A 12,183-nucleotide genomic window follows, 5' to 3' on the forward strand; every position below is an offset into this window, starting at 1 on the left:
GCTATCCCGAGGCCGTTGATGGTCAGGCTTACTTCAGCGAGACGCCGTAGGCTTCTTCCAGCCAGTTGGTGACAAATGCCTTGGCCTCGGGCGAAACGGTGGTGCCGGCCACGGTGGCCTTTTTGGCGCCTTCACCCACAAAGACCGGGTACTTGCCGACCTGCTTGGCGGCCAATGCCGCGAAACCGTCTGCCTTGCGGACCGCGTCGAATGCGGTGGTATAGGCATCGACAACATCCTGCGGCGTGTCGCCGGGCAGGAAAGCGATCTTTTGCACCGGGAAACCCGAGACAAAGAACGCTTTCCATGCGTCCCACGACTCGCCGCTGGTTTCGCAACCATCGGTCGCTTCGCAGACTTCCTTGAAGGTCGGGATGTCCGGGAAGGTCGGATCACGCACGATGTTGCCGTCGTCGTCCAGCGCGCCCCAGCTCATCATCGGAACGGCGGTGCCAGCGGCGACCAGATCGGCGGACGCGCCCAGATACGCCGAGGATGTCTGGTAGTCGATGGTGGCTTCGCCACGCTCGAACATCAGACGACCGTCGCCACGACCCTTGATGCCAAAGACCGGCTCGACGTTCATGCCCAGCATTTCCCATGCCAGCAGCGGCACCAGATCAAGCCGGGTTGCCCCCTGCGAGCCATAGATGAAATCGATGTCTTTCAGCCCGTTGGCCGACCCGTCGAACTTGGCACCATCCTCGGCGTTCAGATAGGCCACGCCACCGGTGCCAGAGGCCATGACCGGAATCCAGTCGCTGTACTCATACCGGACGCGGGGATCGCCCAGCAAATAGGGGAACTGGGTAGAGCCGGAGGTGCCGAACAGCAGGGTGCCGTCATCATGTTTCTGGGTCTGGAACCAGTTCGCGCCCTTGGTCGAACCCGCACCCGGCATGAACTTGACCACCACGGTCGGATTGCCCGGCAGTTGTGCGGACAGCAGCGGCCCAAAGAAGTTGGCCCATTTGGCCGAACCACCTGTTTCCGAGAACGGGATCACCCATTCGATGGTCTTGCCCGAGAAATCGACTTCGGCCAGTGCGGGCGAGGCGGCCAAAAGGGCGGCTGCGGCGACTGTGCTTGCGAAATTCTTGATGGTCATTGGTGTCCTCCCATGGACGGTTTATTGTCGTTCGGGCAGGCGCCCGGCGATGCTGTCTGACGTGCAGGGACCGAATCCCTCCTCCAACGCGGGCAAAATGCGGCCTCAACCTTGCACGAAACTTGCGCAACGTGACAATAAAGTGCCCATGCGGATAGCAGTCATCGAAGACAATACAGATCTGGCCAACGGTTTGGCCTACAGCCTGCGGGACCGCGGGCATTCCGTCGATGTGCTGCACGACGGGGCCGAAGCGGATGCCTTTCTCGCGCAGGAAGGCGCGGACCTTGTGGTTCTGGACATCAATCTGCCGGGGATGGGTGGACTGGATGTGCTGCGCGCCATGCGCCGCCGGGGCGATGGCACCCCGGTGATCCTGCTGACCGCGCGCAGCGACACCCGCGAGCGGGTCGACGGACTGGATGCGGGTGCGGACGACTATCTGACCAAACCCTTTGAGATGGACGAGCTGGAGGCCCGCCTGCGCGCGCTGTCGCGCCGCAAGAACCTTGTCTATTCGGAACGCGATACGCTGGGGCGATTGGTCTTTGACCGGGTCAGTCGCCAACTGATGGACGGCGATCAGCCCCTTGACGTGCCGCGCAAGGAAATTGCCACGCTGGAATGCCTGTTGGAACGGCGCGGGCGCATCGTGTCAAAGGCGCAGCTGCTGGCGCATGTCTATGGCACCGGCGCGGATGTGGACGACAGCGCGATAGAGCCGCATGTCTCACGCCTGCGCCGCAGGCTGAGCGGCTATGATGTGCGCATCAAGACCGCGCGCGGCCTTGGCTACATGCTGGAAGCCGACGGAACATGACCAAAGGCGCGATGTCCCTGCGCTTGCGGCTGTTCCTGTTGATCCTGTCGCCCCTGTTGCTGGTTGCCGTTTTGCTGGGGATCTGGCGGTTTGCCGTGGCGCAGGCCACCGCCGAAGATCTCTTTGACCGGGGCCTCTTGGCCGCCGCGCTGGCCATTTCCCGCGATGTGGCGATTTCAGAGGGCGACGCGCTGTCGCCGCGCACCCGGACGCTGATTTCGAACGCGGGCGGCGGAGAGGTGTTCTATCACGTCACCGGACCGGGCGGCATCTACGTCACCGGATACGCCTATCCGCCCGCGTGGCGGTCGCCGGAAGAGACGGATGAGCCACGCTACAAGTTCGCGGAATACCGGGCAGAGCCGGTGCGGGTCTTGCGCATGGCCGAGACGACCACAATCGGCAATCTGACCGGCAAGACAATTGTCACCGTCTGGCAGCGTATGAGCGATCGCAACGCATTCGCCGCCGGTCTTGCCCGGCGGGCCTTTGCGATGATCGCGGGCCTGACCGCCACGATCGCGGTTCTGGTCTGGTTCGGCGTTGATTTCGGGTTGCGCCCGTTGCGCGGATTGCAGGATGCAATTGAACGCCGCTCTCCGGATGACCTGAGCCGGATACAACGCCCCGTCCCGACCGAAGTCACCGGTATTGTCGCCACGCTGAACCGGCTGTTCGGCCAAGTGGACCAAAGCATCCAGACACATCAGGCCTTTATCTCGGACGCGGCGCACCAATTGCGCAATCCGGCCTCGGCGCTGCTGGTGCTGGCAGAGGCGCTTCCCCATGTCTCGGATCCCGATGAGAAACGCCGCCGGGAGCAGGACCTGATCCACGCCGCCCGCACATCTGCCCGTCTGGCGGAACAGCTTTTGTCCCTCGAACGCCTGCGCCACGGAGGCATGGGCGAAGTCCACAGCTTTGAACTGAACACGATGGTCGAGGCGGTTTGCGCGGATGTGGCGCCGGATTTCCTTGGCCGCGATCTGGCGTTTTCCTTTGATCCGTCGTCACAGCCCCTGCCTCTGCGAGGCGATCCGGTGCTGATCGGCGAAGCCGTGCGAAACCTTATCGACAATACCCTGCGTCATGCCGGTCCGGACCTGAGCAAGGTCACCGTGCGGCTGTCACGGGAGGGATCGACCGGATGCATCACCGTGGCGGACGACGGCATAGGCCTGCCGCCCGACGCCGAGGCGGTCATTTTCCGCCGGTTCGGACAGTTAAAACCCAGCGAAGGCAGCGGCCTTGGCCTGTCCTTCGTGCAAGAGGTGGCGCGTCTGCATGGCGGTACGGTTACAGCCTCCGACGATCACGGTGCGCGTTTCACGGTGCACCTGCCACTTGCCGACGCGGGCTAGGCGCGGGTCGTGATCCCCGCGTGCAGTTCCGTCGGAACATCCACGAGCCGCCCGCCGTTCCCCAGATCCAGCGCCGCCTGCCAGACAAGGTGCGCCCGCAGACGCGGCGTTGCGCTGACCGGGGTCAGCGCCCCATGCGCCAGCCGCACGGACATGTCCCAATCCGCATCCTCAAGATCGCGCCATTCCACGTCCAGATGGATGGCCGCATGGTGCACAAGGCTGCGCAAGGCCCGCGCGGGCAGGGTCGCGGCCAGCGCGATGTCCGCCAGTCGCGCCGCCTCTGGCGGGATCGGGTTTGGCTCTGTCGCGTTTCGAATGCCCGCGACAAGAACCGCCAGCGCCCTCGCGTGATGGCCGACTTCGGCGATCACCTCGGCCCGGCTGCGTCCGGCGCGCAGCGACGGCTCTGACAGCGCCGTATCCGGCAATTCCCCCAGCTTGCGGGCAAAATAGGCGGTGCCGCGACGCGCCAACAGCAGGTCCGCCGCCGGGGCCGAAGGCGCATCATAGCGCGCCCCCGCCCCCTGCCGCGCCCGCAGGGCCGCGCGCGCCGCATCGTCCGACGGGTTCATCCGCCTTCGACCATCGTGCGCATGAAGTTCAGCCGCTCCATGATCGGGGCATCGGAAAAGCGGAACAGGTCAAACTGGGTCTCTGCCTGCAAGGACCACGGCACCCAGGACGGGATCACGAACATATCGCCCGTCTCCAGCGTGTGGCTTTGCCCGCCCATCACCACGGCCCCCCGGCCCTCAAAGACCTGAAAGACGGTAGAGCCGACCTCGCGCCGTTCGGGCGTCTGGGTGCCCGCACGCAAACGATGGAACTCGCACCGGATGGTCGGCATCACGTCGCCACCCGTAGTCGGGTTCACATAGCGGATCGCCGCGTGGCCCTGTTCGACCGTGGCGGGCTGGCCCTCATCCTCCAGCAACAACTGCTCCGTCAGCGCGCGGTCGGTGTGCTCCCAGCGATAGGCCCCGATGGGGGAGGCCACGGTGTTCTGCAACTGGGACAGCGGGCGCAGGCCGGGGTGGCACCACAGCCGTTCCCCGCGCGAATAATTGGGCGTCGCATAGTCCGTCACCCGGTCCGAGCCGAACTCGAAAAAGCCCACATCCATCTGCTGGCTGAATGGAATGTCCAGCCCGTCGATCCATGCCATCGGCGCATCGCGGTCGTTGTGGTGGCCGTGGAACCGCCAGCCGGGCGTCAGCAGCAGGTCGCCCCGCGACATGCGCACCGGGTCGCCGTCAACCACGGTCCAGACGCCCTCCCCCTCGACCACGAACCGAAAGGCGTTCTGCGCATGGCGGTGTTCGGGCGCGGTCTCACGCGGGCCAAGATACTGGATCGCCGCCCAAAGCGTCGGCGAAACATAAGCCTTACCCCCCAGACCCGGATTGGCCAGCCCGATGGCACGGCGTTCGCCGCCGCGACCCACCGGCACCAACTCCCCCGATTTCTCGGCCAGAGGCAGCAGGTCCGCCCATTTCCAGACGTGCGGCACCGCCTGCGGTTTGGGATGCATTGGCATCAGGTCGCCGGTCTGGGTCCACAGCGGGTTCAGGTGGTTGTCCTTGAACCCCTGATAAAGCGCGCGCAACTCCGGCGTATCCTCGGGCGACATCCCGTGGGCGACGTTGTCGTGATCGAGTTCCTGTGTCATGGGTCTCCTCTCCCTCGTCAGGCTGCATCCGGCTGCGCAGGCGGCGCTGCACGGGTAAAGGCGGGCAATTCGTCCAGCGCCGCAAAAACCCGCGCGATGGTCGGCCAGTCGGCCAGCGGAATATCGAAGCGCCGGTTGTTCCAGACCTGCGCATAAAGACAAAGATCGGCCAGCCCCGGCGTGTCGCCATGACAGTAGCGCCCGGTTTGCGGGTCCTGCAATGCCTGCTCCAGCGCGTCGAAGGTGGTGCGCACCCAATGGATGAACCAGTCGCCTTGCGCCGCCTCGTCCGCGCCGAACTGGTCGCGCAGACGGACCAGCACGCGCAGGTTGTTAAGTGGATGGATTTCGCAGGAGATCATCTGCGCCAGCCCACGCACCCGCGCCCGGCCCAGCGGATCGGCGGGCAGCAGCGCGGGTGTGGGGTGGGTCTCTTCCAGCCACTCGATGATGGCAAGCGACTGGATCAGGACCGTTCCATCGTCCAGTTCCAGTGCAGGAACCAACCCCTGCGGGTGCTTTGCCAGATACCCCGGCCGCCGCGTTTCCCCTGCTCTGAGGGCGTAGGGAACGTATCCGTAGTCCAACCCCTTGAGGTTCAGCGCCGCGCGCAGCCGGGTCGAGGTCGATGACCGAAAGAAGTTGTGCAGCCGCAGTGTCATTCCCGTGGCCCGATGGTTGTGGTCAGATCGCCCAGCCCCTCGATGGACACGACACAGGTGTCGCCCTCGACCAGCGGCCCCACGCCTGCCGGGGTCCCTGTCATGATCAGGTCGCCCGGTTGCAGGTCGATCGAATGCGACAGGATCGACACGATCTCTGGCACCGACCAGATCAGCTCTGACAGGTCGGCGTCCTGTTTGACCGCGCCATTCACGGTCAGGCGGATGCGGCCCTTGGACGGATGGCCAACCTTGGACACCGGATGCACCGGGGCGATGGGGGCGGAGCGGTCGAACCCCTTGCCCATGTCCCAAGGACGCCCCTGTTCCCGCGCTGTCAGTTGCAGGTCCCGGCGGGTCAGGTCATTGCCGACGGCATAGCCCCAGACGTGATCCAGCGCCTTGTCCTCGGGGAGGTTGCGGCCGCCGGTGCCGATCACGGCCACCAGTTCCGCCTCGTAGTGAAAGTTCCCGGTCTGCGGCGGATAGGGCAGCGTCGCGCCATCCGCGACCACCGCATCGGCGGGCTTGAGAAAGAAGAACGGCGGATCGCGATCTGGGTCCTTGCCCATCTCGCGGGCATGGGCGGCATAGTTGCGACCCACGCAAAAGATGCGGCGCACGGGGATGCGGTCCTCGCTGCCTGCGACGGCGACGCTTGGCGTGGCGGCAGGTTCGAAAACAAAGCTCATGAGGCTGATCCTTTTGCAGGTTTATGTGTCGGCGATCCCGGCGGGCGCAGCGCTGTCCAGCCCGTTGGAGCCGTAGAGCCAGTTCAATTGCCGGTACCAGTCATCCGGGCTCATCGAGCGCATGATGCTGTTGCGCACCGCGGCCTTGGCGTCGTCGGGGTGATAGATGTATTCACCGATCAACCGCGAGTTCATCTGTACCCGCGCGGTGCGCACCCTGCGCATGTCCTGATAGCGTTGCAGCGCATCCTCGGCCGTTGCGCCAAAATGCGCGACGCAATGGGACAGCGCCACCGCGTCCTCCATCGCCATGCAGGCGCCTTGGGCGAAGTATTGCAGCATCGGGTGGGCCGCATCGCCCAACAGCGCCACGCGCCCATCCACCCAGTTCGAGATCGGCTCACGGTCGCACAGCACCCAGAGCTTCCAGTTGTCGCCGTGTTCGATGATCTGCCGCGCCTTGGGGTGGATGTGTTCAAACCCCTGCGCCACCTCTTCGCGCGGCACCGGGCGGCCCGCAATCGCCTCTTTCACGTCGCGGTGATAGGTGACGACCAGATTGTAGACCTTTCCGCCCTTCAGCGGGTAATGCACGATGTGGCATTTGGGGCCCGCCCAGAGTGTCGCCGCGTTCCAGCGCAGATCCTCTGGCATCTGCTCGGTCGGAATGACGCTGCGATAGGTGGTGTGGCCGGAAATACGCGGCTCTCCGTCACCCACCATCTGCGCGCGGATGGGCGACCGCAGCCCTTCGGCTGCAATCAGGAACCGCCCCTTGATCGGGTCGCGTCCGTCCAGCAACAAGGTGGCGCTGCTGCCGTCCTGCGCGTAGCCCAGAACTCGGTGATCCGTCCGCAGATCGATCAGCGGGCTGTCCTGACAGTATTTCAACAGCACGCCATGCAGATCGGCGCGATGCACCACGGCGTAGGGGTTGCCGTAAAACGCGCGAAACGGCGCATCCAGCGGGATCGCGGTGATGTCCTCTGCGGTCTGCGCATCCATCAGGCGCAAATGGTCGATGTAGACCGCACAGGCCCGCGCCTCATCCCCCACCCCCAGATAATCGAAACAGTGAAAGGCGTTCGGCCCGATCTGAATGCCTGCCCCGATCTCACCCAGTTGGGCCGCCTGTTCGACGACAATGCTGCGATGGCCCTTGCGGGCCAGCCCGCAGGCCGCCGCCAGCCCGCCGATCCCGCCGCCCGCAATGATGATTGGCAGATCATTCATGGCTCTGGTCCTTCTCCAAATGCGGTCAGCCGCTTTGCTTGGCGGGCCCCGCCCATGTGCGCCGCCACGCGCCGCGCTTTTGTATGTAGACATATCATTTGCAGGCTTATCATTGCGCGTCAAGAAAAAGATGCGTATACATACTAAAGCCAGGAAAAACCTCTTGAGCCGTGGACTTTACAAGGACGGCAGGGGCACGACGCGCAGGAAACAGAACATGGACGATGGGCAGAACGAAGCGGTTGGTTCCCTCGAATCGCTTGCCGGGCATCTCATTCGGCGCCTGCACCAGACCTCGACTCAGGTCTTTCACAGCCGGACAAAGGCAGCCGGTCTGGACCTGACGCCGGTCCAGTTCGCCGCGATGAAGGAGATCCGTGAGACCCCCGGCATCGATCAGGCCAGTCTGGCCGCCCGCATCGCCTATGACCGCGCGACCATTGGCGGCGTGATCGACCGGCTGGAACAGAAAGGCTGGGTTCACCGGACCATTAGCCCGCGCGACCGGCGCGCGCGCGAAGTGACACTGACCGAGGCCGGGAAACGGATTTTCGCGAAGGCACTGCCGGTCGTGCAGGCGTTGCAGGCCGACATCCTGCCCGGTCTCAGCCCTGACGAGAAACGGCTGTTCCTTGAACTCGCGCAAAAATCGACATTGGACCGGAAAACCCTGGCGTCTCTCACCCGCTGAGCCTGTCGGCAAAAAACCGTTCGAAATGGCGTCAAGATCAAAGAAACCGGGCCTGAGGGGTGCGGAATTAAGACCCCGTTAAGAAGAAAGTGTCATTTTGATGAAAAAAATCGAGCGGTAAGGAAGCAACATGTACACTGATGACCTGATTGAACGCGCTGTCCACTCTGCATCGCGCTGCGAGGCGCAAGGCTTTCATGAGACAGCAAAATCCCTGCGGGCCCTGGCCGAGGAAATTCGTCTCGTGGCCAACACCTCCATGATGTCGCCGGGGTTCTGTGACAGTCCGGCTCCTGCATTTCAGCAGCGGTCTTAATCCAGCCTTTACGCCAGCGGGTTAGCACTCACTGGACGATCTTCGGGGGCGAAAATGGACGACCTTTATGCTGAAGTCATGAGTTTGCTGCACGACACCGGCGCTTTTGCCAATTGGCAAAAGGACAAGCGGATATCGCGCGCGGTCGCGGAGACGCACACCATCGCGGCAGCGGATTTACCCGACCTGGCCGTTGCGGAGGCGCAGTCTTCGCAGCGGTTCCATCCGTTTCCCGATCAGGGGGGTGTCTCGCCCGGTCACTCCTCTGCTGCGAACAGTTCCAGCGCGCGGCGACTGCCGCGACCTATGTCACCGTCTATCGGGCCGGAGTAAAACTCCGCCGCCTTCAGCTGGCGCTGCACCTCGCGTCGAAATTCCAGGTCAAAGGCCAATGCGCGCCCCTCGATCAGCAAGAGGCGCGCATCGTCTTCCCCCGCGCGCAACTGCTCCAACAGACCGGCAACCTGCTTGTCCAGCGGCAGGTCGGCGGGAACGAAATCCGGCAACCCCTCGCGCAATACCTTCGATGCGGGCAGCAAAACCCCATCCGGCAGGCGGACCGCCACCCGGTCCAGCAATGCCGGGTCCGACAGGAACAGCGTCGCCCCGACCTGCGCCACGGTGCCTTGCGAAAATGGTGCCAGACGTGCCTTGACCTGCCCGTCAATCATGTCCCAGAGGACCACGCCCGCAGGGGCCAGCCCCGCCGCGATCCGCAGCCCGTCCGGGCTAAAGGCCAGCGCGCGCGCCTCGGCGCCGCCGGTCTCCAGCCGCCACAAGAACCTGTCCACCGCAATGTCCCACAGCAGGATCTGGGCCATGCCCTCTTCGGCCACGGCGACAAAGCGCCCGTCAGGGCTGACACGCATCGCGCGCGGCGCATGATCCAGTGCCCCGAACCGGCGCAGCAGTTGCCCGTCTTCGGCATTCCACAGGGCAAGCATCCAGGTGTCCGGTTGATCCGGTTCCTGAACCAGCCCGACGATTTCTGCCGCCTCGCCCCGATAGGCCAACATGCCAATTCTGGAAAAAGGCATCTCCAGTGTCACTTGCGTCTCTCCCGTGACGGGGTCCGCAAGGATGACTTCGGGGGCAGGCGCATTGCGCCCGATCGCCAGCACCGCACCATCCGGCGACAAAGCGGCGACCTCTCCCGGCCAGGAGCGGCGTTGTGCGCCGGTTTGTGCGTCCAACAGCGCCACAGGGCCCCCATTGGGGACACGGATCAGAAAATCCCCTGTTTCCCCAAAGTCCAGCGAGGCCGCCAAGGAGGCCCCGCCGATCTCACGCACATCCCCGCCTTTGGAAAAATCATACTGGCGAAGCGGCATCCCGTCGCCCTGAACCGCCAACGCCGCCCCGTCCGGACGCCATGCCAGCGCAACCGGCCCTTCGGGTCCGTCGCCATCGCTGGCAAATGTGACCTTCCCGTCTTGCCACGACCAGATCTGCAACCGCTGTGTCGCGCTGTCGCCGGGCCGACCGGACCCGCCCAGCGCAAGCCGCGAACTGTCAGGACTGAACGCAAGGGCGGATACGAAATCGCCGTCAGGATGCAGGATCGCGGGTGCCGCACCCGTGACCGGATCGGCAAAGACCAGTCCCGAAACGGCACCCGCCTCATATCCGATCAGGTGTGCGCCGTCAGCTGTCAGAGCCGCGTCGGAAAAGCTGCGCCCCTCCACGTCACGCATCAAGCCACCGTCGTCGAGGCCGAAAAGCTGCACCGTACCCCCCACCGACGACAGGAACACCGCTGCATTGCCCGTCGCATGTATCCCAAGCAGCCGCCCCCCCTGTGCCGGGCCGATCCGTCCTGCAAAGGTGCCAGTCTCCACCGCCCAGCGCAGGCCCATGACATCCGCCGCCCCGGCGATCAAGACCCTGCCGTCGCCCGTGAAAGCCAGCCCGGAGATCGCAACAGCCGGTCCGTCCACCTGCGCCATCCCGCGCAACAAAGCCCCGGTCCCTGCGTCATGCAGCGCAACGCTGTCAGGCTTTGCAAGGGCCAACAAACGCCCGTCCGGGCTGTACCTCAGCAGGGTCACAGAGTCAGTGTCTGACATCTGCCATTGGCGCGCCCCGGTTTCGACCTGCCAGACCGAAACACCCGGCTGTTTGCCCGCTTGCGCCACAGCAAGTTGCGTTGCGTCGGGGGAGAATGCGAGCGCGCTCACTGGACCGGCACCGGTCAGCGCAAGAGCCGGCAGCGGGTCCAATGCGGGAAGTTTGAACATCTCGATTGACCACGCGTTTTCCGCGCCCTTGTACCGGGCGAGGGCAAGCCGCTGGCCGTCCGGAGCAAGCGCGATGGCCCCCGTACCGGGCGCAATGTAGCGCCGCGCCGCCAGCGATCCGTCGGCAACCCGCCAAAGGGACAGGACCGCGTGACGCTGTCCCAATCGGGTGACGGTCACGGCATAGTCTGTGGCCCCGGCGGTCAATCGCGCCTCTGGCCCCGTCAGATCGCCAACCGGCCCCGTCATCAGGTCGATTCCTGTGCCCGGCGGCAGATAGGGCAAGGCAACCCCGTAGACCGCTGGCCTGCCGTCTGCGCGCCCGACCGGAAACGCCTTTGTCGGGTCCGCGTCCTGAACCACAATGTCGGCGTCTTTCAGGTCCGGTGTGGGGTCCGGACCAGCGGCCTCTGGCGCAGGCGGTGGGGTCACGGGATCGGGGGCATCCGCAGCGGGTGCCAGACCGCACCGCACCGCCGACGCTCCCACACAGGTCTCGCCCTGCGCCAAGGCCCGTAGCAGGGGGGACTGCTCTATCAGGCTGGCCATGGCCACGGCGCGCCCTCCCTGTCCGCGCGTGTCGAGGTGCATGGCGAGGACCTGACCCTTGTCGTCCAGAACTGGCGCACCGGCGCTGCCGGGCAGGGTGGCGCAACCAAGCGACAGCCGTCCACCGGGTGCGCCAGCGCTGCGCAAGGCACAGCCCTCGCGCCACACGAACAGCGACTCTCCGAAAGGATGCGCGAGGATCATCAGCGGTGTGCCTGTCGGCGTCGGCGTTTCCGTCGAAAGGGGCAAAGCCGTGCCCGCCCCCGTCGTTGCCCGCAACACCGCATAGCCCGCAGGTGCATCCATCTCGACCGGCGTGATGTCGACCGGAAAGCGGTTGCCCTGATCGCTTTCGCGTGGCGCGTGATAGCCGGTGATAAAGTCGATGCGCGCGATGCCGGTGGGTTTCCGCGCGGTCAGAGCGGGGTCGTCGAGCACGCCCGGACCGCAACGATGCGCTGTCAAAAGCAGCATCTCGGCAACAAGGAACCCGGTGCAGGCCACGATGAATGTACCGCCGTCGGTTTGCACCTCTACCCGAACCTGCCCGACACCCCGCGCCGCCTGCCGGGCCACGGTGGGCGGCGTGTAGCGGATAACAGGCTTGGCCGCGCTGTCCTTGATCCGGGCGCGGTTGCGCGCGACCACGCGGGCGGGGGCTTCCATCACCAGACGGTCAAACTCTGACCCGTCAAAGACCGGCAGGCCCTGTGCCGCAGCCCCGCCGCCAAAGGCCACGGCCCCGAGCACGAAAAGACCGAAACGCAACCTGAGCAGGCGTCGGACCCGCGTCATCACCGAACCCTCTGAAATGTCCAAAACAACTTCTCCGGTCAGGACGT

The 12,183-nt window shown here is 65.0% G+C and carries 10 protein-coding genes; 3 read left to right on the plus strand and 7 right to left on the minus strand.

The features are described from left to right. Positions 1-28 precede the first annotated feature (28 nt). Positions 29-1,108 carry a tricarboxylate transporter gene (locus ACN0S5_RS13345; protein ID WP_417208961.1) on the minus strand — a complete coding sequence of 360 codons (1,080 nt, stop codon included), beginning with the start codon at positions 1,106-1,108 and terminating at the stop codon, positions 29-31. A gap of 148 nt (positions 1,109-1,256) precedes the next feature. Between ACN0S5_RS13345 and ACN0S5_RS13350 the strand changes: the two genes are divergently transcribed. Next, positions 1,257-1,928: a response regulator transcription factor gene (locus tag ACN0S5_RS13350; protein ID WP_417208963.1), complete on the plus strand. Its 672-nt coding sequence runs from the start codon at positions 1,257-1,259 to the stop codon at positions 1,926-1,928. Further along, entirely contained in the window at positions 1,925-3,289 is a 1,365-nt protein-coding gene (locus tag ACN0S5_RS13355; protein WP_417208965.1) for a sensor histidine kinase, read from the plus strand. Before ACN0S5_RS13350 ends, ACN0S5_RS13355 begins: the two co-directional genes overlap by 4 nt. On the opposite strand, the gene ACN0S5_RS13360 is transcribed toward ACN0S5_RS13355, so the two are convergent. Genes ACN0S5_RS13360 through ACN0S5_RS13380 form a run of 5 tightly spaced genes read right to left on the minus strand, consistent with a single transcriptional unit; the run spans position 3,286 to position 7,548 of the window. Then, the gene (locus tag ACN0S5_RS13360; protein ID WP_417208969.1) at positions 3,286-3,864 is read right to left on the minus strand and encodes a maleylpyruvate isomerase N-terminal domain-containing protein; all 579 of its coding nucleotides are present in this window, start codon (positions 3,862-3,864) and stop codon (positions 3,286-3,288) included. The two genes, ACN0S5_RS13355 and ACN0S5_RS13360, sit on opposite strands and share 4 nt — an antisense overlap. After that, a complete protein-coding gene (locus tag ACN0S5_RS13365) occupies positions 3,861-4,961 on the minus strand; it encodes a cupin domain-containing protein (protein WP_417208970.1) in 1,101 nt (366 codons plus the stop codon). The genes ACN0S5_RS13360 and ACN0S5_RS13365 overlap by 4 nt, the downstream gene beginning before the upstream one ends. Positions 4,962-4,978: 17 nt before the next feature. After that, positions 4,979-5,623, minus strand: a complete 645-nt coding sequence (gene maiA, locus ACN0S5_RS13370; RefSeq protein WP_417208973.1) for a maleylacetoacetate isomerase — start codon at positions 5,621-5,623, stop codon at positions 4,979-4,981. After that, the gene (locus tag ACN0S5_RS13375) at positions 5,620-6,315 is read right to left on the minus strand and encodes a fumarylacetoacetate hydrolase family protein (RefSeq protein ID WP_417208975.1); all 696 of its coding nucleotides are present in this window, start codon (positions 6,313-6,315) and stop codon (positions 5,620-5,622) included. The genes maiA and ACN0S5_RS13375 overlap by 4 nt, the downstream gene beginning before the upstream one ends. 21 nt (positions 6,316-6,336) lie before the next feature. Then, positions 6,337-7,548, minus strand: coding sequence for a 3-hydroxybenzoate 6-monooxygenase (locus tag ACN0S5_RS13380; protein ID WP_417208976.1), 1,212 nt, complete (start codon positions 7,546-7,548; stop codon positions 6,337-6,339). A gap of 217 nt (positions 7,549-7,765) precedes the next feature. Between ACN0S5_RS13380 and ACN0S5_RS13385 the strand changes: the two genes are divergently transcribed. Further along, a complete protein-coding gene (locus tag ACN0S5_RS13385) occupies positions 7,766-8,239 on the plus strand; it encodes a MarR family winged helix-turn-helix transcriptional regulator (RefSeq protein ID WP_417208978.1) in 474 nt (157 codons plus the stop codon). A 573-nt stretch (positions 8,240-8,812) separates the two neighbouring features. Here the strand turns inward: ACN0S5_RS13385 and ACN0S5_RS13390 are convergent. Next, on the minus strand, positions 8,813-12,136 hold the full coding sequence (locus ACN0S5_RS13390) for a trypsin-like peptidase domain-containing protein (RefSeq protein WP_417208979.1): 3,324 nt from the start codon (positions 12,134-12,136) through the stop codon (positions 8,813-8,815). Positions 12,137-12,183: the final 47 nt, after the last annotated feature.

It is taken from the genome of Antarctobacter sp. (assembly GCF_048262615.1).
In the GTDB taxonomy this organism is placed as follows: Bacteria; Pseudomonadota; Alphaproteobacteria; order Rhodobacterales; family Rhodobacteraceae; genus Antarctobacter.

What these genes read in the sequence shown, in the direction of transcription:
- maiA (WP_417208973.1), bottom strand. Translation starts at nt 5,623, where the DNA reads ATGACACTGCGGCTGCACAACTTCTTTCGGTCATCGACCTCGACCCGG.
- ACN0S5_RS13380 (WP_417208976.1), bottom strand. Translation starts at nt 7,548, where the DNA reads ATGAATGATCTGCCAATCATCATTGCGGGCGGCGGGATCGGCGGGCTG.
- ACN0S5_RS13365 (WP_417208970.1), bottom strand. Translation starts at nt 4,961, where the DNA reads ATGACACAGGAACTCGATCACGACAACGTCGCCCACGGGATGTCGCCC.
- ACN0S5_RS13345 (WP_417208961.1), bottom strand. Translation starts at nt 1,108, where the DNA reads ATGACCATCAAGAATTTCGCAAGCACAGTCGCCGCAGCCGCCCTTTTG.
- ACN0S5_RS13360 (WP_417208969.1), bottom strand. Translation starts at nt 3,864, where the DNA reads ATGAACCCGTCGGACGATGCGGCGCGCGCGGCCCTGCGGGCGCGGCAG.
- ACN0S5_RS13385 (WP_417208978.1), top strand. Translation starts at nt 7,766, where the DNA reads ATGGACGATGGGCAGAACGAAGCGGTTGGTTCCCTCGAATCGCTTGCC.
- ACN0S5_RS13355 (WP_417208965.1), top strand. Translation starts at nt 1,925, where the DNA reads ATGACCAAAGGCGCGATGTCCCTGCGCTTGCGGCTGTTCCTGTTGATC.
- ACN0S5_RS13390 (WP_417208979.1), bottom strand. Translation starts at nt 12,136, where the DNA reads ATGACGCGGGTCCGACGCCTGCTCAGGTTGCGTTTCGGTCTTTTCGTG.
- ACN0S5_RS13375 (WP_417208975.1), bottom strand. Translation starts at nt 6,315, where the DNA reads ATGAGCTTTGTTTTCGAACCTGCCGCCACGCCAAGCGTCGCCGTCGCA.
- ACN0S5_RS13350 (WP_417208963.1), top strand. Translation starts at nt 1,257, where the DNA reads ATGCGGATAGCAGTCATCGAAGACAATACAGATCTGGCCAACGGTTTG.